Here is an 18,923-nt window from a genome sequence, read left to right on the forward strand (position 1 = left end):
TAAGGCTACCTGGCAGGTTCAAGCCGCCCGACCACCGCGCGAGCGTGCGTGTTGGCGCACCGACACGCCGCGGCGGCGGAACATCTGCGCACGCTCGACCGACGGCCGCGGCGTCTCAGGCTTCCGTGGCCAGCGGACTGGTGGCGATCTCGGTGCCGTCAGCGAGTGCGGTGATCTGGAAATCGGCGAACACCGCGGGTGCGACGGCGCTGAGTTGGCGCAGACACGCAATGGCCAGCCGCCGGATTTCCACATCGGCGTGCTCGCTTCCCCGCACCGCGATGAAATGCCGCCAGGCACGGTAGTTGCCGGTCACCACGATGCGGGTTTCGGTGGCATTGGGCAGCACGGCGCGGGCGGCCTGGCGGGCCTGTTTGCGGCGCAGGGCGGCATTGGGCTGGTCGGCGAATTTGGCTTCCAGCCTGGCCAGCAGTTCGGTGTAGGCGGCGCGGCTGGCGTCGGCGGCCGTGGCCAGGATCTCGTGCAGTTCCGGGTCGTCGTCCATGCCGGGCGGTACGACGATCTGCGAGTCACGTTCCGGCACATAGCGCTGGGAGAGCTGTGAGTAGGAGAAGTGCCGGTGCCGGATCAGCTCGTGGGTGCAGGATCGCGAGATGCCGGTGATGTAAAACGACACGCTGGCATGCTCGAGCACCGACAAATGCCCCACGTCGATGATGTGCCTGATATAAGACGCGTTCGTGGCTGTGCGCGGGTTGGGCTTGGACCAGCTTTGATAGCAGGCGCGGCCGGCGAATTCGGTCAGCGCCTGACCGCCGTCGGCGTCGGTGCTCCAGGGCACGTCCGGGGGTGCCAGGAATTCGGTCTTGGCGATCAACTGCACGCGCAGTGCCGCGGTCTCGGCCACGACGCTCACCATAGCGGGCGGTTGGCCCAGGTGCCGCTGCTCGGCTCAGCGTGGTCGGACACGCATCCGTATGCGGGTAGAGGCCATCGGGCGCACCATGGGACCGCCGGCTCACGCGGCGCGCCGGTAACTGACGAACCGGTAGCGCAGCCCGCTGCTGCTAACCCGCCACTCCCCCGTCACACCGACCCAGGTGGGGTCGAGCGCCGGGGCCAGGGCGTCGCCGTCTTCGGGGGGCAGGTCGATACCGACCTCGGTGACCTCGCAGCGGGTGGCCAGCGGCATCGCCAGCGCATAAATCTGTGCGCCGCCGATGACCCAGGTCTCCCCATCGGTCAACGCCTCACCCAGGGTTCCCACCACCTCCGCGCCGTCGGCCACATAGTCAGCGCGGCGGGACAGCACGACATTGCGCCGGCCGGGCAGCGGGCGCACGCGATCGGGCAGCGACTCCCAGGTGCCCCGCCCCATCACCACGGTGTGGCCTATCGTGAGCGCCTTGAAGCGGGCCTGGTCTTCGGGCAGCCGCCACGGGATACCGCCGCCGCGGCCGATGACACCCGATGTCGACTGCGCCCAGATCAGCCCCACCTTCATACCGCGACGGGTGCTTTGATCGCCGGATGCGGATCGTAGTTTTTGACGACGATGTCCTGGTAGGTGTAGTCGAAGATCGAATCACGGTGCGCCAGAACAAGTTCTGGGTAGGGCCGCGGTTCGCGGCTGAGCTGCAGGCACACCTGTTCGACGTGGTTGTCGTAGATGTGGCAGTCGCCGCCGGTCCAGATGAACTCGCCGACGCCGAGTCCGGCCTGGGCGGCCATCATGTGGGTCAGCAGCGCGTAGCTGGCGATGTTGAACGGTACGCCGAGGAACAGGTCGGCGCTGCGCTGATACAGCTGACAGCTCAACCGGCCCTCCGCGACGTAGAACTGGAACAGCAGATGACACGGCGGCAACGCCATGCGCGAAAGCTCGCCGACGTTCCACGCCGACACGATGATGCGCCGCGAATCCGGGTCGGTGCGCAGCAGTTCCAGCGCCGCGCTGATCTGGTCGATATGCTCCCCCGACGGGGTCGGCCAGGACCGCCACTGCACACCGTAGATGGGCCCGAGATCGCCTGTGGGGGACGCCCACTCGTCCCAGATGGTGACGCCGTGCTCATGCAGCCAGCCGATGTTGGAGTCACCCCGCAGAAACCACAACAGCTCGTAGATCACCGATTTGAGGTGCACCTTTTTGGTGGTGATCAGCGGGAAGCCGGCCGACAGGTCGTAGCGCATCTGCTGGCCGAAAAGGCTGCGGGTCCCGGTGCCGGTGCGGTCGGCTTTGGGTGTGCCCCGCTCCAGGACCAGCCGCAACAGATCCTCGTACGGCGTGGGGATGGGCACGCCCTCAGCTTACGGCGACGTGCGCGTAGTAGAACGGTAGGCATGCCGAACATCACTGACACCATCACCACTGCCGATGGCACCTGCACGGTGCGCCTGTTCACCCCGGACAGCGGCGAAGGCCCGTGGCCCGGCGTCGTCATGTATCCCGACGCGGGCGGGGTGCGCGACACCTTCTACCAGATGGCCGCCAAGCTGGCCGGGTTCGGCTACGCCGTATTGCTGCCCGATGTCTACTACCGCCACGGCGACTGGGCGCCGTTTGACATGCGCACCGCGTTCAGCGACACCGCCGAGCGCAACCGGCTGATGTCGATGATCGGCAGTGTCACCCCGGACATGATGGCCCGCGACGCCGGCGCGTTCTTCGACTACCTGGCCGCTCGCCCGGAGGTCAACGGCGAGCGGTTCGGCACCACCGGTTATTGCATGGGTGGGCGGACGTCGCTGGTGGTGGCCGGGCGGGTTCCGGATCGGGTGGCTGCGGCCGCGTCATTTCACGGCGGCGGGCTGGCGACCGACAAACCCGACAGCCCTCACCTGCTGGCCGACAACATCCAGGCCTCGGTGTATGTGGCCGGGGCCATCAACGACGGGTCGTTCACGCCTGAGCAGGCCGAACAGCTCGACAAAGCGCTGACCGCGGCCGGCGTCGAGCACACCATCGAGACCTATCCCGCCGAGCATGGTTTCGCGGTGCCGGACAACCTGGTGTACGACGCCGCCGCAGCCGATCGGCACTGGGCGGCGATGCGGGAATTCTTCGGGACGAAGCTGCCCCGGTAGCCCGCCGGCCTGCCGGCGCCCACAGCTGAGACGGCCGCTGCGCCCGCTCTCAGCGGCGCTGCGGGTTACACCGTGCGCGCGAGCCGGTCCGCCAGCAGTCCGGCGAACTTTGCCGGATCCTCGGGAACGTCACCCTCGGCGAGAAGGGCAGTGCCGTAGAGTAATTCAGCGGTCTCGACGAGCCCGGTATCGTCGGGGCGGGTTTTGTGCGCCTGGTGCAGGGCGGTGACCAGCGGATGCTTCGGGTTCAGTTCGAGGATTCGTTTGCTCACCGGAACCGGCTGCCCGGAAGCCCGGTACATACGCGCCAGCGCCGGGGTGAACCCGAAGGTGGGGGTGATCAGGCAGGCCGGCGACTCGGTCAGCCGGCTGGACAGCCGCACGTCGGTGATGTGATCGCTTAACGTCTGCTTCAACCAACTCAGCAGGTCGGCGAACTCCTGCTGTTGCTGCTGGCGCTCGGCCTCGTGGGCCTTCTTTTCCTCTTCGGAGTCGAGGTCCACCTCGCCCTTGGCCACCGACTGCAGCGGTTTGCCGTCGAACTCGCTCACCGATCCCGTCCAGATCTCGTCGACCGGGTCGGTGAGCAGCAGCACCTCATAGCCTTTGGCCCGGAACGCCTCCAGGTGCGGCGAGTTCAGCAGCTGTTCACGCGACTGGCCGGTGGCGTAAAAGATCTGTTGCTGGCCGTCTTTCATGCGCTCGACGTACTCGGTGAGGGTGGTGGGCTGCTCATCGCTGTGGGTTGAGGCGAACGAGCAGATGCGCAGCAGCGTGTCCTGGTTGTCCAGGTCTGATATCAGGCCCTCTTTGAGCACCGGCCCGAACTGGGTCCACAGCGTGCGGTAGTCCTCGGGCCGCTCGGACTGCAGCTCCTTGATCGTCGAGAGCACCTTTTTGGTCAGCCGCCGGCGGATCGCCGTGACCTGCCGATCCTGCTGCAGCATTTCGCGGGAAACGTTGAGCGACATATCTTGTGCGTCGACCACTCCTTTGACAAAGCGCAGGTATCTGGGCATGAGCTGGTCACAGTCGCCCATGATGAACACGCGCTTGACATACAGCTGCACCCCGATCTTGGCGTCGCGGGTGAACAGGTCGAACGGGGCGTGCGACGGGATGAACAGCAGGGCCTGGTACTCGAAGGTGCCCTCGGCTTTCATCGGGATGACCACCAGCGGGTCGTCCCAGGCGTGGGCGATGTGCTTGTAGAACTCGTTGTACTCCTCGTCGCTGACCTCGTCTTTGGACTTGGCCCACAGCGCCTTCATCGAGTTGAGGGTCTCGGTTTCGAGGGTGACCTGCTCGTCACCGCCGTCCTCGTCACCTTCTTTCGCGGCCGGGGTACGCCGTTCGACCTGCATCCGAATGGGCCAGGCGATGAAGTCGGAGTACTTCTTGACCAGCTGCCTGATCTTCCATTCCGCGGTGTAGTCGTGCAGCTCGTCCTCGGCGTCTTCGGGCTTGAGGTGCAGCGTGACCGAGGTCCCCTGCGGCGCATCGTCGACGGATTCGATGGTGTAGGTGCCCTCACCGCTGGACACCCACCGGGTCGCCACGCTTTCGCCCGCCTTGCGGGTGAGCAGCTCAACCTTGTCGGCCACCATGAACGTCGAGTAGAAACCGATGCCGAACTGACCGATCAGTTCCTCGGAGGCGGCCGCCTGCTTGGCCTCACGCAATTTCTGACGCAGCTCGGCGGTACCTGACTTGGCGAGTGTGCCGATCAGGTCCACAACCTCCTCGCGCGTCATTCCGATGCCGTTGTCACGAACGGTGAGGGTGCGTGCTTTTTTATCTGCCTCGATCTCGATGTGCAGATCGGAGGTGTCGACGTCTAAGTCCTTGTCCCGCAGCGCTTCCAAGCGCAGCTTGTCCAATGCATCGGAGGCGTTCGAGATCAACTCCCGCAAAAACGCATCCTTGTTGGCGTACACCGAATGGACCAGCAGACCCAGCAGTTGGCGCGCCTCCGCCTGAAACTCCCGCTGTTCCGCGTGCACGGTCATCTGATTGGGCTACCTCCGTTCCGATAACGGAAACATTATCGCCGCGTCGTCGGTGACCCGTCAGCGCGATGCCGGTGTTCACCCGCTCGCCGATGACACCGGCAGGTCGACCAACTCGGCTAACCGGGCGCGATGCCGGTAGCCGGTGCCGAACGCCAACTGGTCGCTTTTGGCGCGCTTGAGATACAGGTGCGCCGGGTATTCCCAGGTCATGCCGATGCCGCCGTGCAGCTGGATGCACTCCTCGGCGACGTGCACGGCCGCATCGCTGCAGTAGGCCTGCGCGAGGGCCGCGGCGATGGTGGCGTCCTCGTCGCCGCGGGCGCAGGTGTCGGCGGCATAGCGGGCTGCGGTCGCCGCGGAACCGACTTCCAGCCACAGATCGGCCAGCCGGTGCTTGATCGCCTGATACGAGCCGATCGCCCGCCCGAACTGCTTGCGCTGTTTGACGTAGCCCAGCGTGGTGTCAAAACACCATTGCGCGACCCCGAGCTGCTCGGAGGCCAGCAACGCCGCACCGGTCTCCAGCGCCGCCGTCACCGCCGTGCCGGCCGAGCCGGTGTCGACGCGCGATGACGCGGCTGCGCTGAACCGCACGTGCGCCAGCGGTCTGGTCATATCCAGCGCCAGCACCGGCGAGACGTCGACACCGGCTGCGCTGCGGGGGACGGTATGCAACTGCAGCCCGTCGGAGCCGACGGCCGGCACCACCAGGACATCGGCTGTGGTTGCGCCCGCGACGTTGCTGACCTGTCCGGTCAGGCCGGTGTCGCCGGCGCTGACGCCGCCCACCACGTCGCCGGGTGCGGTCGAGAGCGGCACCACCAGCGCCGCGGTGGACGCCCCTTTGGCCAGCTGCGCCAGCGTCTCGGTCTCCCCGGCGCGCAGCAACGCGACGGTGGCCAGCACGGCGCTGGACAGATACGGCACCGGCGCGACGGCCCGGCCGATCTCCTCCATCACCACGGCGGCCTCGCGGGCACTGGCGCCGGCGCCGCCGAGCTGTTCGGGTACCAGCAGCCCGGCCGCCCCCAGATCTGCCGCCAACTGCTTCCAGACATCGGAAAAGTCCGGTGGCGCATCGTCATACAGGCGCATGACCGCCTCCGGCGGGCACCGCTCGGCGAGTAAGCGCCGAACGCTGTCGCGTAGCGCTTCTTCGGTGTCGGAGTAGAGCAGGTCGGCAGTCATCGGTCCAGGTCCTTCCAGGGAATGTCCTTGTCGACGCGGTGTTCCGGCGGTAGCCCGAGAACCCGCTCGGCGAGGGTGTTACGCAGGATCTCCGACGTGCCGCCTTCGATCGAGTTGCCTTTGGCGCGCAGGTAGCGATATCCGGGTCCACGGCCGATGAGGTCGACCGTTTCGGGTCTGCGCATTGTCCAGTCGTCGTAGCACAGCCCGGATTCGCGGTGCAGTTGCATCTCGAATCCCGAGATCGCCTGGGCCAGGCGGGCGAAGGTGATCTTCATCCCGGCGCCCTCCGGCCCGGGCTGCCCCGCCGCCAGCTGCTGGCGCAGCCGCTCACCGGTCAGCCGGGCGACCTCCGATTCCACCCAGAGCCGCATCAGCTCGTCGTGCATCGCGGGGTTGCGCAGCGCCGGCTCGGCCCGCCACGCTTCGGTGACCTTGCCGATCATCCCGCCTTCCCTCGGGACACCCGGCCGCGAACCGATGGCCACTCGCTCGTTGTTGAGCGTGGTGGTCGCCACCTTCCAGCCGCCGCCCACCGGGCCGAGCCGGTTGGCGTCGGGCACCCGCACGTCGGTGAGGAACACTTCGTTGAACTCGGCTTCACCGGTGATCTGCCGCAGCGGCCGGATGTCGACGCCGCCGACGGTCATATCGCACAGAAAGTACGTCAGGCCTTGGTGTTTGGGAACGGCGGGATCGGTGCGGGCAAGCAGGATGGCCATCTGCGCGTGCTGGGCCATCGACGTCCACACCTTCTGGCCGTTGACAATCCAGTCCCCATCTTTGTCCGAGCCGACACGCACCGCGCGGGTCGCCAGCCCGGCCAGATCGGAGCCGGCGCCCGGTTCGCTGAACAACTGGCAGTAGATGTGCTCACCGGTGTACAGCGGCCGCAGAAACTTTCGCTTCTGTTCCTCGGTCCCGAACGCGGCGATCGTGGGCGCGGCCATGCCCATGCCGATGACGTTCCTGCCCAGGCCGGGTGGCGGTGCGTCCGCCGCAGCCAACTGGGCTTCGACGCGGGCCTGAAAACGTCGCGGCAGCTCGAGCCCACCGCAGCCCCGCGGAAAGTGCACCCAGGCCAGCCCCGCGTCGAAGCGCGCACCCAGAAACTCCCGCGGATCGGTGGTGGCCGGGTCGTGCTGCTTGATCAGCGCGGCGACCCGTGCGTCCAGGTCCGCCGCGACGTCGTGCCCGTCGATGCTCATGTCGGCCTCCGTTCAGATACCAGCGGCGTCGGCCACCTCCCGGGCCTTGCGGACCAGGGCATCGATCCGGCGCACGGTCGGCGTGCCGGCCACCGCTTTGTTGTGGGGTTCGTCCCTGGCGCGGCGCATCACACCCTCGGCGATGATGGCGACCTTCCACAGCCCCAACGCATGCCAGTATTTCAGGGTTGCCGCGTCGCGCCCGGTTTCGGCCAGGTAGACCTGCGTCATCTCGGCGCGGTCCGGGAAACCGGGAAGCGCGGCGGCGGCGAAATCTCCGGCCCAGTCCTGCTCGCCGGGATGCGGCCAATACGCCAGCAGGCTGCCCATGTCGGCCAGCGGATCCCCGAGTGTGGACAGCTCCCAGTCCAACACGGCGATCACGTCTCCGCTGCTGTGCGAGGTGATGACGTTGCGCAGGTGAAAATCGCCGTGTACCAGCGTCAGCTCCTGCTGCTGCGGTGCCGCGGCGGCCAGCCGCCGGGTCAGCTCGTCGAGCTCGGGCAGTTCCCGGGTTTTCGACAACTGCCATTGCCCGGCCCAGCGTTTGAGCTGGCGCTGCGCGTAGGGTTTGTGGCTGGCCAGCTGGTCAAGACCCACCTCGGCCAGGTCGACGGCGTGGATCGCGGCCAGGGTCTTCGGCAGTGACAACCCAATCTGGCGACGTCGCTGCGGGGTGAGCGATTCGGCGATCGACATGCGGTCCACCACCAGGCCGTCGACGTATTCCATCAACAGCAGCGGCACACCGTCGACGTCCCGGGTCAACCCGTACACCCGGGGCGTGGGCACCGGAGTGTCGGCCAGCGCGGACAGGATCCGCGCTTCGCGTGCCACGTCGTGCGCCGACGCCAACAACTGGCCCAGCGGCGGACGGCGCAGCACCCAGCTGTGGTCGTCGGCGTCGCGCACCCGGTAGGTGAGGTTCGACTGCCCGAGCCCGATGCGCTCGAAGCGCAGCGGGCCGCTGAACCCGATTCCGAGCTGTTTCATCCAGCCGGTGACGGCCACCGGATCGATCCCGACGACGGCGCCGGTCATTTACCCGGTTGCCGTCCGGAACGCCTGCGCATCACCGAGCAGCTGGCCCCCGTCGACCACCAAGGTCTCGCCGGTGATCCAGCTGGCCGCATCCGAGACCAGGAACGCCACCGCACCCGCCACGTCGACAGGCTCCCCGATCCGGCCCAGCGCCGTCGACGCCGAGAGCACCTGCTCGTAGTCCTTCCACAGTGCCTCGGCCAGCCTGGTGCGCACCACACCCGGACAGATCGCGTTGACCCGGATGCGGGGTGAAAGCTCCAGCGCCAGTTGCTTGGTGACATGGATCAGGGCGGCCTTCGAGGCGTTGTACAGACCAAGGTTGGGCGCCACGTGCATGCCGCCGACGGAGGAGGTGTTGACGATCGCGCCGCCGTGTTCACCCATCCACGCCTTGACCGCCAGCGAGGTCCACAGCAGCGGCGCCCACAGGTTGACGTCGAAGATTTTGGCGAAGCGGGCGTGGTCCTGCTCGATGAGCGGACCGAAGGCGGGGTTGGTTCCCGCGTTGTTGACCAGGATGTCCACCCTGCCGAAGCGGTCCAGGGCGGTATCGATACAGCGTTGCGCGGCAACATCTTCGGCCGCATGCGCGGCAACCCCGAGCGCGTTACCGCCGACCTGCGCGGCGGCCGCATCGGCGTTTTCCTGCGTGCGGGAGGTCAGCACCACATTGGCCCCGGCGGCGGCCAGCTGCTGGGCGATGGCCAGCCCGATTCCCCGCGAGGCGCCGGTGACGATCGCGGTGCGGCCGGTGAGATCTGTTGACGTCATCGCGGGTCTCCTAACAAGCTGCGCTGATAGCGGCGCATGCCGCGCAGCCACCGGTCGTAATCGGCGGCCTTCTGACGGTACATGTCCAGCACTTCCGGGTGCGGAAGGATCAAGAAGCGCTCGTCGTCGATGGCCTCCAACACGGTGTCGGCGACCACGGTCGGCTCCAGCACGTCACCCGCGGCGGTGACCGCTCGAGTCGCGAGATCACCCAGCGGGTCACCGGACTTCGATCCGGAGTACAGCAGTTTCGTGTTCACTCCCATTGGGCATAGGCAACTGACCCGGATTCCCTTGTCGCCGTAAGTGATATTCAGCCATTCGGCGAAGCCGACGGCCGCGTGCTTGGTCACCGAGTAGGTGGCCGAGCCGAGCTGGGTGAGCAGGCCGGCCGCTGAGGAGGTGCTCACGAAATAACCCTGCCCGCGCTCGATCCAGCCGGGTACGAGCAGTTGTGCGGCGCGGATGTGTGCGCGCAGGTTGACGTCGAGGCTTCGGTCCCAATCGGTCTCACTGACGTCCAGGCCTGTGCTGCCGGTAATGCCGGCGTTCGCGAAATAAAGGTCCACCGGCCCGAATTCGTTCTCCGCAAGGCGGATCAGCTGCTGGATGTCGACGGTGGCCGACACATCAGCGCCCGCGCTGACAGCCGCGCCGGAACTCGCCCGGTTGATCGCCTCGGCCACTGCCGCCGCCGCGCCGCTATCGAGGTCGGCGACGACGACCCGCGCGCCTGCGTGTGCCAGTTTGACGGCCAACGCCGCGCCGATGCCGGCGCCGCCGCCGGTGACGACGGCGACCCTGTTGTCGACTTTCACGCGAAAATCCTCTCAGCGACCGGCCAACCGCGTGATCCACGCCCGGGTGTCCGCCGGGTCGATCACGTCGTCGAGCTCAAAGGTAGTGGCAGAAGTGAGCGCCTTGCCATGCTGGTAGGCCGCTTCAACCAGCCGGTCGAAGAGCTTTTGCCGCTCGACCGGATCGCTGACGGCGGCCAGCTCCTTGCTGAAGCCCAGCCGCACCGCGCCTTCGAGCCCCATCCCGCCGATCTCCCCGGTGGGCCAGGCGACCGTGAACTGCGGCGCGTGAAAAGAGCCACCGGCCATGGCCATTGCGCCCAACCCGTAACCCTTGCGCAGGATGATCATTCCCAGCGGCACGGTCAGCCGCGCACCGAGGATGAACAACCGGCTGAATCGCCGCACCGCGGCTTCTCTTTCCACATCCGGGCCGACCATGAACCCGGGCGTGTCGCACAGGGAGACCAGCGGCAACCCAAAAGATTGGCACACACGGAAAAAGTCGGCGATCTTGTCCGCCGCATCGGGGTCGATGGCGCCGCCGAGATGGTGACCGCTGTTGGCCAGCAGCCCGTAGGCGACGCCCTCCACGCGGACCAGCGCGGTCACCACCCCGACACCGTAGTCGGGGCGCAGCTCTAAAACCGACCCGACATCCACGATGGATTCGATCGCCCGGTGCACGTCGTAGGCGCGTAACCGGTTCTGCGGCACCACATGCCGGGCCAGCCGCGGATCGGGCGCCTCCCAACCGTCGACGCTGCCTTGAAAGTACGCCAGGTAGCGCTTGGCCAGGCGCACCGCGTGCGCTTCGTCGCGGGCGACCAGGCCGACCACGCCGGTGCGCCGCTGCACCTCGATGGGTCCGATGTCCTCGGGCCGGTAGGTGCCCAGTCCCCCGCCTTCGATCATCGCCGGACCGCCCATGCCGATATTGGCGTCGGGTGTGGCGATGATCACGTCGCAGATGCCGGCCAGGGCCGCGTTGCCGGCGAAGCAGCGCCCGGACACGATCGACACCAGCGGCACCTGGCCGCTGAGTGCCGCCAGCGCCCGGAATGTCGGGACACCCAGTCCGGCTACATTGCCGGCGTCGGTGTCGCCGGGACGGCCGCCGCCGCCTTCGGCGAAAAGCACCACCGGCAGCTGTTTGCGGGCGGCCAGGTCGAAGATACGGTCGGTTTTCGCGTGGTTGCGCACGCCTTGGGTGCCGGCGAGCACGGTGTAGTCGTAGGACAGGACGACCGCTTCGGCTCCACCGATTCTCGCCAGGCCGGCGACCAGGCCGTCGGCGGGCGTGTGCGCGATCAGATCGTCCTCCGAGCGGCGGCTGCGCTGGGCCGCGATCGCCAGCGCACCGTACTCGATGAAGCTGCCGGGGTCGACCAGATCGGCGATGTTCTCCCGCGCAGTGCGGCGATTGTGCCGGTGGCGCTTGGCTACTGCGTCGGGCCGGCCTTCGTCGAGGGTGAGCAGGTGGCGGCGGCGCACCTCGTCGAGGTCAGCTCGCGGCCGGTCCAGGTCAAGCTCCGCGGCCGACTCGGCTGCGGCACCGCCGCCGGTGCGGGTGAACACCATCAATGGGTCGCCGGTGCCCACCACCTGCCCGGGTGCGACCAGGTTGCGCACCGTGCGCAGCGCGCCGGGTGCGGCGAGGACGTGCTGCATTTTCATCGCCTCCAACACCAGCAGCTGCCGGCCGGCGTCGAGGTCGGAGCCTTCGGCTGCGACCTCGACGACGGTGCCGGACATCGGCGCGCGCAGCACCTCCTCACCGGGGTAGAGCTCGGGGACGATGGGGGCGGGCGCTCGCTGGTGGGACAGCGCCGCAGCGGCCAGCTCGGGAAGCTTCGCGTCGACGAAACTGGTCGGCACAGCGCCGGACTGCAGCGCACTGTCGGACAAAAGCTCCCGCAAAAGCCCCAGGTTGGTGCGAATCCCGTCCACGCTGAACGCAGCCAGCGCGGTTCGGGCCTTGCGCAGCGCCGCTGCGAACGATGCCCCGCGCGTATGGGTGATCACTTTGGCCAGCAGCGAGTCGTAGCGCGCGCTCACCGTCAGACCCGGCCGGCCATAGGTGTCCACCCGCACCCCGGCTCCGGTCGGTGGCGAGAACGCCGTGAGGATGCCCGCGGCGGGAAACACCGACCCGTCGGTGTCGACGGTCTCGGTGTTGACCCGACACTGGATTGCGATGCCGTGTGCTGCCGTGGGTTCGCCCGTGATGTGTGTGCCGCGGGCGATGATTCCGCTGGGCAAGCCCAGTTCTTCCCATGTGGCACCGCGGGCGACGGCCAGCTGCACCGCGACCAGGTCCAGACCGGTGACCTCCTCGGTAACGGTGTGTTCCACCTGGATTCGTGGGTTGACCTCGAGGAACACGTATTCGCCGTCGGTGACCAGGAATTCGACCGTGGCCAGCCCGCGAAAGCCAACGTGCGCGCACAGCCGGGCCGCCGCTCGGTGCAGGTCTCGGCGCAGTGTTGCGGAAAGCTTTTGCGCCGGAGCGATTTCGATGAGCTTCTGGTAGCGCCGCTGAATACTGCAGTCACGGTCCCCCAGTGCTAGCGCGCGCGTGCCATCGGCGACGACCTGCACCTCAATGTGGCGGGCCGCGGTGCGCAGCTCCTCGGCGAACACCGCGGGGTCACCGAAGCCGAGTTGCGCCTCCGCCGAGCAGTGGCGATAAGCGTCGTCGATCTCCCCGGCGCGGCGCACGGTCCGCAGGCCGCGTCCGCCGCCGCCGGCGAGCGCCTTGATCATGATGCCGCTGCGGTGTGCGGCGAAGAACCTGCGGACATCCTCGATGCTGCTGGGGCCCTCGGTCGCCGCCAGCACCGGCAGCCCGGCGGCGGCCGCCGCGCGGCGGGCTGCTGATTTGTCACCGAGCAGCTCCAGCAGGTCAGCGTCCGGGCCGACGAACGTGTACCCGCCGGCGGCGCAGGCGCGGGCGAATTCGGCGTTCTCGCTCAGGAAGCCGTAGCCGGGGTGGATCAGCGCCGCGCCGGACTTCGTGGCCGCCCCCAGGATGGCAGCGTGATTGAGATAAGCGGGCGGGCCTTCGCCCGGTAGACCGATCGCTTCGTCGGCGGCGTGCACGTGCGGGCTGTCGGCGTCATCCTCGGCGTAGACCGCGACGGTGCGGATGCCCAGTTCGGTCGCCGTGCCGATAACCCGAAGCGCGATTTCGCCGCGGTTGGCGATCAGCAGCGTCATCACGTCGCCCGAGTCATCGAAGCGGCTCACCCCAGTGCACTTGTTCGCGCAGCCGGCCCTTGAGAAGTTTGCCGCCGGCGTTGCGCGGCAGCGGTTCGCCGACCACCGTGACGTATTGCGGGACTTTGAAATCGGCCAGTTGCCGGCGGCAATGCTCCAGCACTGCAGCCACGTCGATCTGCCGCTGGCCGCCGTAGAGCACCGCGCCGACCTTCTCACCCATGACCTCGTCGGGCACACCGAGCACGGCCGCGTCCGCCACACCCGGGGCGGCCAGCAGCACGGCTTCGACCTCGACGCTGGATATGTTCTCGCCGCCGCGGTTGATGATGTCCTTGAGCCGGTCGATGAGGTGCACCCGTCCCGCGTCGTCGACGCGGACAACGTCCCCGGTGTGCAGCCAGCCGTCGACGATTGTGGTGGCAGTGGCTTCCGGCCGGTTCCAGTAGCCGGCGGTGACGTTGGCGCCGCGCACCACCAGCTCACCCACACCGGCGTCGCCCCCCAACGGAACCACGCCCAGATCCACGGAGGGAACCGCGTAACCGACCGAGTCGGCGTGTTCGACGGCCTCGCCGTCGGGCAGCACCGTCATCAGCGACGCGGTCTCGGTCATGCCGTAGCCGTTGAAGACGGCGGCGTGCGTAAACGCGTTTTTCACCGACGTCACCAAGGACGGCGCGATCGGCGCGCCTCCGTAACCCACCCAACGAACCCCGGAGAGGTCGGCGCCCGCAAAATCGTCGTGGCGCAGCAGCAAAGAGTACACCGCCGGAACGGTCACCAGCGACGAGATCCGCTCCTCGGGTAGCACGGCGATCAGTTTCGGCAGATCCAGTGCGGGCATGATCACCGATGTCCCGCCGACATAGGCGGAGACCAGCAGCTGCGAGTTACAGCCGGTCACGTGAAACAGCGGAACCGAGATCAGCGTGCGGTACTGCTCACCCAGATCTCGTGGCTGCCCGAGACAGCGCAGCATGTTCTCCGCATTGGTCAAGAACGCCTCATGGGTCGTCGGCACGCCTTTGGGCCGTCCGGTGGTGCCCGAGGTGTAGAACAGCGCGGCAACGTCGCCGCGCTCAGCCGCGTCGTCCACATACGGCTCGCCATAAGGCAGCGGAGTGTCCGGAGCCAAATCCACGCGGGCACCGGCATCGCCAAGGATGAACTCGACCTCCGGTTGGGCGGATCGGGTATTGACCGGCACCGCAATGCCGCCGGCCATCACCGTGCCCCAGAACGCCAGCACCCAGTTGAGTCCCGCGCGATAGCGCACGCCGACACGCTCGCCCCGTGACAGGCCACCGGCGCGCAGTCCGCCGGCGACCCGGGCGGCGCGGTCCCACAACTGCCGGTAACTCAACCGCCCGGCACCGAGTTCGACCACGGCTTCGCTGTCCGGACGCTGCCGGACTTGCTCGGAGAGCATCTCCACCAAGGTGGCCGGCAGCTGCTGGTAGTGCGGGATGCCGTGCACATCACGTGCTACTCCCGTCGCCGCGAAAGGGTTGTGGCTGCGCGGGATTCCGGTGACAAGAGTTCTGCCCGACGATGATGCGGGCTGGGCCCGCGCCGGAGCCGGGCGATCGGGCATCGCGGTCATTGCCGCTCCTCTCACTCCATCAACGTCGCAGCCAGCGTGCCGCCCAGCTCGTAGGCCCGCGCACGGATCGCGGCATCGAGTGCGCCGATCACTTCCAGCGCGTCGGCGGCCTTGGTCAAGGACAGCCCGGTGGCCACCTTGTCCACCGCGCTCACCGCGCCCACCGTGTCGTTATTGCCATGTACCCACAGACCGTAGGGCCGGCCGGCCACGTGATCCAGGCTCGGGTAGTACACGGTGTCGAAGAAGTGCTTGAGCGCGCCGGACATGTAACCGAGGTTGGCCGTCGTGCCGAACAGGTACCCGTCAGCGTGGAGCATGTCCGGCACGGTCGCCGCCAGCGCAGGTCGCACGACCACGTCGACACCATCGATCTCGGGGTCGTTCGCACCGGCCAGCACGGCTTCGAGGAGTTCGCGGGTGGTCGGCGACGGGGTGTGGTGGACGACCAGCAGCGTTTTACTCATGGGTTTCCTGCAACGCGACGGCTTTCTTCATGGCTTCCCGCGCGCGGCGGCGGTCCCCGGCGTAGTCGTAGGCGCGGGCCAGGCGGTACCAGCGCCGCCAGTCCTCGGGGTGCGCTTCCAGTTCGGTGCGGACGGAGTCGAACAGCGCATCGGCCGCGGTTGTGTCCAGACGCCCTGAGGGATGTCGCGGCAGCGCGCTGATATCGAGTTCCATTTCCTCTTCTGCGATGAGTCGGGCCAGCCTGCGGTGGGTGAACCCGGCACGCAGGGTGGCGATCATCGCCCACAACCCGATTACCGGCAGGGCCAGCAGCGCCACCCCCAGGCCGGTGGCCACACCCCGGCCGGAGCCGATCATGGCGACGGCGATGCGGGTCAGCAGCACGAGGTACACCAGCAGCGCCGCGCACATGACCGCGACCAGCAGCTGGGTCCGCACCGTCCTGGTCATCGCAGGTTGAGCAGGGGTTCGAGGCCCACTGTCAAACCCGGACGTTCCCTGATGCGCCGCACCGCCATCAGCACACCCGGCACGAAGGAGGTGCGGTCGAGGCTGTCGTGGCGGATGATGAGTGTCTCCCCTGCCATGCCGAACAGCACCTCCTGGTGCGCGACCAGTCCGGCTAACCGCACCGAGTGCACCGGGATGCCGTCGACCTCGGCGCCGCGCGCGCCGGGCAGGCTGACGGTGGTGGCATCGGGATTGGGCGGTAACTGTTTTCGCGCTTCAGCGATCAGCTTGGCGGTACGCAGGGCGGTGCCGGACGGGGCGTCGGCCTTATGCGGGTGGTGCAGTTCGATGATTTCGACTGAGTCGTAGAACGGCGCGGCCTGTTTGGCGAAATGCATGCACAGCACCGCTCCGATCGCAAAGTTGGGCGCGATCAGCGCGGCGGTTCCGGGTTTGGCGGCCAGCCAGGAGCGCACCTGCTGCAGCCGTTCATCGGTGAAGCCAGTGGTGCCCACCACAGCATCAATCCCGTTGTCGATCAGAAACTTCAGGTTATCCATGACAACGTCGGGGTGGGTGAAGTCGATGACTACGTCGGTATGGCTCTCGGTGAATAGGCTCAGCGGATCACCGGCGTCGACCTGGGCGGAAAGTGTCAGGTCTTCGGCGGCCTGTACAGCCCGCACCATCGTCGATCCGACTTTGCCCTTGGCTCCCAGCACTCCTACCCGCATACGCCTCACCCTAACCCGGTGACGATGCGGACCGGAGGTCCGAGGAGGAGCCGGGCCATCTGAGCACGCCCGGTGACGATGCGGACCGGAGGTCCGAGGAGGAGCCGGGCCATCTGAATACGCCCGGCGACGATGCGGACCGGAGGTCCGAGGAGGAGCCGGGCCATCTGAATACGCCCGGCGACGATGCGGACCGGAGGTCCGAGGAGGAGCCGGGCCATCTGAATACGCCCGGCGACGATGCGGACCGGAGGTCCGAGGAGGAGCCGGGCCATCTGAATACGCCCGGCGACGATGCGGACCGGAGGTCCGAGGAGGAGCCGGGCCATCTGAATACGCCCGGCGACGATGCGGACCGGAGGTCCGAGGAGGAGCCGGGCCATCTGAATACGCCCGGCGACGATGCGGACCGGAGGTCCGAGGAGGAGCCGGGCCATCTGAATACGCCCGGCGACGATGCGGACCGGAGGTCCGAGGAGGAGCCGGGCCATCTGAATACGCCCGGCGACGATGCGGACCGGTGTGCCGGCTCGCGCTGCGGGCTGCCCGCAACCTCCCCGTCGACCTCCGGTGGGGCTCTGCCTTCGCTACAGTGGTGCCGCCCCGCGGAGATGCTCGAAAATCAGCGACGTCTGGGTTCCCGCCACGTCGGCGTTGGCATTGAGGTTTTCGACCACGAACGACCGCAGGTCCTCGGTGTCGCGGGCGGCCACATGCAGGATGAAATCATCGGGACCGGCCAGGAAATACACGTCGATGACCTGCCGCCTGTTCCGGATCTCCTGAATGAAACTGCGGATCTTTCCACGCGCATTGGATTGCAGGTTGACCGAGATCATCGCCTGCAGCGGCAATCCGATTGCGACCGGGTCGATGTCGGTGTAAAACCCGCGGATCACACCGAGGTCCAGCAGCCGCCGAACACGGCCATGACACGTTGACGGCGCGATACCGACCGTGTCGGCCAGTGCGTTGTTGGTGATACGCGCATCATCGTGCAGCACACTGAGAATCTTGCGATCCACGTCATCAAGATCGACCGGCCGAAGATTCTTCGGCGACCCGGTCGCGCTACCGTCATATTCCGTAGAATAACCGGCCATCTCGGAAGTGTATAAAATTATCTCCACGTTAGTTGCTGGCCGCTCGAACTTTCTTCAGACTGGGAGTGAATCTTTGATGGAGCCTGCCAGGAGCGGTCATGCGTGTCGGGATTCCGGCCGAAACCAAAAACAACGAATTCCGGGTGGCCATCACCCCGGCGGGCGCTGCTGAACTGACCCGGCGCGGCCACGAGGTACTCATCCAAGCCGGCGCCGGGGAAGGCTCGGCGATTGCCGACGGGGATTTCAAGGCGGCGGGCGCCCAGCTGATCGGCAGCGCCGACGAGGTCTGGGCGGCAGCCGACCTGCTGCTCAAGGTCAAAGAGCCGACCCCGCTCGAATACCGGCACATGCGCCGCGGCCAGACCCTGTTCGCCTTTTTGCACCTGGCCGCCTCGCGCACCTGCACCGAAGCGCTGCTGTCTTCCGGCGCAACGGCAATCGCGTATGAGACCGTGCAGACCGCGGACGGCTCCCTGCCGCTGCTGGCCCCGATGAGCGAGGTCGCCGGACGGTTGTCGGCTCAAGTCGGTGCATATCAGCTGATGCGCACCCAGGGCGGGCGCGGGGTGCTGATGGGCGGTGTGCCCGGCGTCGAACCGGCCGAGGTGGTCGTGATCGGCGGCGGCCGGGCCGGCTATAACGCGGCCCGCACCGCCAGTGGGATGGGCGCGGCTGTCACGGTTTTGGACATCAACGTCAACAAACTGCGGGAACTCGACGCCGAGTTCGGCTGCCGAATCCGCACCTGTTACTCGTCGACGTACGAGCTCGAGAACGCTGTCAAAGGCGCCGACCTCGTCATCGGGGCAGTGCTGGTACCCGGTGCCCGAGCGCCCAAGGTGGTCGCGAATTCACTTGTCGCGGCTATGAAACCGGGCGCCGTGCTGGTGGACATCGCCATAGATCAGGGCGGCTGCTTTGAAGACTCGCGCCCGACCACCCACGACGACCCGACGTTCGCCGTGCATGACACCCTGTTCTACTGCGTGACGAATATGCCCAGCGCGGTGCCGAAAACCTCGACCTGGGCGTTGACCAACGCGACCATGCCGTACGTGATCAAGCTCGCCGATCACGGCTGGCGGGCGGCATGCCGGTCGGATCCGGCGCTGGCCAAAGGGCTTTCGACGCACGACGGTGCCCTACTGTCCGAGCAGGTGGCGGCCGACCTGGGTTTGCCGTTCACCGACCGCGCCAGTGTGCTGCGCTGAGCCGCGTTCGCCGGCATAACGCTGTGGCGGTTCCCGCCCCGATTTTCCGCCCTGACGTCAC

18 protein-coding genes are annotated in these 18,923 nt (G+C 67.4%); 2 read left to right on the top strand and 16 right to left on the bottom strand.

The features are described 5' to 3' along the window. Positions 1–115 precede the first annotated feature (115 nt). The 3 genes from thyX to G6N08_RS18440 form a co-directional block, all read right to left on the bottom strand. A complete protein-coding gene (gene thyX, locus G6N08_RS18430; protein ID WP_163759701.1) occupies positions 116–868 on the bottom strand; it encodes an FAD-dependent thymidylate synthase in 753 nt (250 codons plus the stop codon). Positions 869–979: 111 nt separating this feature from the next. Then, positions 980–1,465: a dihydrofolate reductase gene (locus G6N08_RS18435; protein ID WP_163759704.1), complete on the bottom strand. Its 486-nt coding sequence runs from the start codon at positions 1,463–1,465 to the stop codon at positions 980–982. After that, complete coding sequence (locus G6N08_RS18440) at positions 1,462–2,262, bottom strand: thymidylate synthase (RefSeq protein ID WP_163759707.1); 801 nt, start codon at positions 2,260–2,262, stop codon at positions 1,462–1,464. The genes G6N08_RS18435 and G6N08_RS18440 overlap by 4 nt, the downstream gene beginning before the upstream one ends. Positions 2,263–2,304: 42 nt before the next feature. Between G6N08_RS18440 and G6N08_RS18445 the strand changes: the two genes are divergently transcribed. Further along, positions 2,305–3,048 (top strand): dienelactone hydrolase family protein, encoded by a 744-nt coding sequence (locus G6N08_RS18445; RefSeq protein ID WP_163759710.1) that lies wholly within the window; start codon positions 2,305–2,307, stop codon positions 3,046–3,048. A gap of 65 nt (positions 3,049–3,113) precedes the next feature. Here the strand turns inward: G6N08_RS18445 and htpG are convergent, their stop codons facing one another. The 13 genes from htpG to aldR form a co-directional block, all read right to left on the bottom strand. Beyond that, positions 3,114–5,057 carry a molecular chaperone HtpG gene (htpG, locus tag G6N08_RS18450; RefSeq protein ID WP_163759712.1) on the bottom strand — a complete coding sequence of 648 codons (1,944 nt, stop codon included), beginning with the start codon at positions 5,055–5,057 and terminating at the stop codon, positions 3,114–3,116. 78 nt (positions 5,058–5,135) lie between these two features. Then, positions 5,136–6,248, bottom strand: a complete 1,113-nt coding sequence (locus G6N08_RS18455; RefSeq protein ID WP_163759716.1) for an acyl-CoA dehydrogenase family protein — start codon at positions 6,246–6,248, stop codon at positions 5,136–5,138. Beyond that, positions 6,245–7,456: an acyl-CoA dehydrogenase family protein gene (locus tag G6N08_RS18460; protein WP_163759719.1), complete on the bottom strand. Its 1,212-nt coding sequence runs from the start codon at positions 7,454–7,456 to the stop codon at positions 6,245–6,247. Before G6N08_RS18460 ends, G6N08_RS18455 begins: the two co-directional genes overlap by 4 nt. A gap of 12 nt (positions 7,457–7,468) precedes the next feature. Next, positions 7,469–8,497, bottom strand: a complete 1,029-nt coding sequence (locus tag G6N08_RS18465) for a phosphotransferase family protein (RefSeq protein WP_163759721.1) — start codon at positions 8,495–8,497, stop codon at positions 7,469–7,471. Then, entirely contained in the window at positions 8,498–9,271 is a 774-nt protein-coding gene (locus G6N08_RS18470) for an SDR family oxidoreductase (RefSeq protein ID WP_163759724.1), read from the bottom strand. Continuing rightward, a complete protein-coding gene (locus G6N08_RS18475) occupies positions 9,268–10,089 on the bottom strand; it encodes an SDR family oxidoreductase (protein ID WP_163759727.1) in 822 nt (273 codons plus the stop codon). Before G6N08_RS18475 ends, G6N08_RS18470 begins: the two co-directional genes overlap by 4 nt. A 12-nt stretch (positions 10,090–10,101) precedes the next feature. Beyond that, entirely contained in the window at positions 10,102–13,287 is a 3,186-nt protein-coding gene (locus G6N08_RS18480) for an acetyl-CoA carboxylase family protein (protein ID WP_163760882.1), read from the bottom strand. A gap of 13 nt (positions 13,288–13,300) precedes the next feature. Continuing rightward, positions 13,301–14,884, bottom strand: a complete 1,584-nt coding sequence (locus tag G6N08_RS18485) for a class I adenylate-forming enzyme family protein (RefSeq protein WP_163760884.1) — start codon at positions 14,882–14,884, stop codon at positions 13,301–13,303. Between the two features lie 20 nt (positions 14,885–14,904). Further along, complete coding sequence (locus G6N08_RS18490; protein WP_163759730.1) at positions 14,905–15,360, bottom strand: flavodoxin family protein; 456 nt, start codon at positions 15,358–15,360, stop codon at positions 14,905–14,907. Beyond that, complete coding sequence (locus tag G6N08_RS18495) at positions 15,353–15,811, bottom strand: tetratricopeptide repeat protein (RefSeq protein ID WP_163759733.1); 459 nt, start codon at positions 15,809–15,811, stop codon at positions 15,353–15,355. Before G6N08_RS18495 ends, G6N08_RS18490 begins: the two co-directional genes overlap by 8 nt. Then, positions 15,808–16,545 (bottom strand): 4-hydroxy-tetrahydrodipicolinate reductase, encoded by a 738-nt coding sequence (gene dapB / locus G6N08_RS18500; RefSeq protein WP_163759736.1) that lies wholly within the window; start codon positions 16,543–16,545, stop codon positions 15,808–15,810. The genes G6N08_RS18495 and dapB overlap by 4 nt, the downstream gene beginning before the upstream one ends. 5 nt (positions 16,546–16,550) lie before the next feature. After that, complete coding sequence (locus tag G6N08_RS18505; RefSeq protein ID WP_163759739.1) at positions 16,551–17,036, bottom strand: hypothetical protein; 486 nt, start codon at positions 17,034–17,036, stop codon at positions 16,551–16,553. A 96-nt stretch (positions 17,037–17,132) separates the two neighbouring features. Then, positions 17,133–17,648, bottom strand: a complete 516-nt coding sequence (gene aldR, locus G6N08_RS18510; protein WP_163759742.1) for an HTH-type transcriptional regulator AldR — start codon at positions 17,646–17,648, stop codon at positions 17,133–17,135. A 98-nt stretch (positions 17,649–17,746) separates the two neighbouring features. On the opposite strand from aldR, the gene ald reads away from it, so the two are divergent. Further along, positions 17,747–18,862, top strand: coding sequence for an alanine dehydrogenase (gene ald, locus G6N08_RS18515; RefSeq protein WP_163759745.1), 1,116 nt, complete (start codon positions 17,747–17,749; stop codon positions 18,860–18,862). The last annotated feature ends 61 nt before the right edge of the window (positions 18,863–18,923 follow it).

Origin of the sequence: Mycobacterium botniense (genome assembly GCF_010723305.1) — a bacterium.
Lineage (GTDB): Bacteria > Actinomycetota > Actinomycetes > Mycobacteriales > Mycobacteriaceae > Mycobacterium > Mycobacterium botniense.

Excerpts from the sequence above, each read along its gene's own strand:
- G6N08_RS18490 (WP_163759730.1), bottom strand. The coding sequence starts at position 15,360 with ATGAGTAAAACGCTGCTGGTCGTCCACCACACCCCGTCGCCGACCACC.
- ald (WP_163759745.1), top strand. The coding sequence starts at position 17,747 with ATGCGTGTCGGGATTCCGGCCGAAACCAAAAACAACGAATTCCGGGTG.
- G6N08_RS18505 (WP_163759739.1), bottom strand. The coding sequence starts at position 17,036 with ATGGCCCGGCTCCTCCTCGGACCTCCGGTCCGCATCGTCGCCGGGCGT.
- G6N08_RS18445 (WP_163759710.1), top strand. The coding sequence starts at position 2,305 with ATGCCGAACATCACTGACACCATCACCACTGCCGATGGCACCTGCACG.
- G6N08_RS18455 (WP_163759716.1), bottom strand. The coding sequence starts at position 6,248 with ATGACTGCCGACCTGCTCTACTCCGACACCGAAGAAGCGCTACGCGAC.
- G6N08_RS18495 (WP_163759733.1), bottom strand. The coding sequence starts at position 15,811 with ATGACCAGGACGGTGCGGACCCAGCTGCTGGTCGCGGTCATGTGCGCG.
- G6N08_RS18465 (WP_163759721.1), bottom strand. The coding sequence starts at position 8,497 with ATGACCGGCGCCGTCGTCGGGATCGATCCGGTGGCCGTCACCGGCTGG.
- G6N08_RS18460 (WP_163759719.1), bottom strand. The coding sequence starts at position 7,456 with ATGAGCATCGACGGGCACGACGTCGCGGCGGACCTGGACGCACGGGTC.
- G6N08_RS18435 (WP_163759704.1), bottom strand. The coding sequence starts at position 1,465 with ATGAAGGTGGGGCTGATCTGGGCGCAGTCGACATCGGGTGTCATCGGC.
- htpG (WP_163759712.1), bottom strand. The coding sequence starts at position 5,057 with ATGACCGTGCACGCGGAACAGCGGGAGTTTCAGGCGGAGGCGCGCCAA.
- G6N08_RS18485 (WP_163760884.1), bottom strand. The coding sequence starts at position 14,884 with ATGCCCGATCGCCCGGCTCCGGCGCGGGCCCAGCCCGCATCATCGTCG.
- aldR (WP_163759742.1), bottom strand. The coding sequence starts at position 17,648 with ATGGCCGGTTATTCTACGGAATATGACGGTAGCGCGACCGGGTCGCCG.
- dapB (WP_163759736.1), bottom strand. The coding sequence starts at position 16,545 with ATGCGGGTAGGAGTGCTGGGAGCCAAGGGCAAAGTCGGATCGACGATG.
- G6N08_RS18480 (WP_163760882.1), bottom strand. The coding sequence starts at position 13,287 with ATGACGCTGCTGATCGCCAACCGCGGCGAAATCGCGCTTCGGGTTATC.
- G6N08_RS18470 (WP_163759724.1), bottom strand. The coding sequence starts at position 9,271 with ATGACGTCAACAGATCTCACCGGCCGCACCGCGATCGTCACCGGCGCC.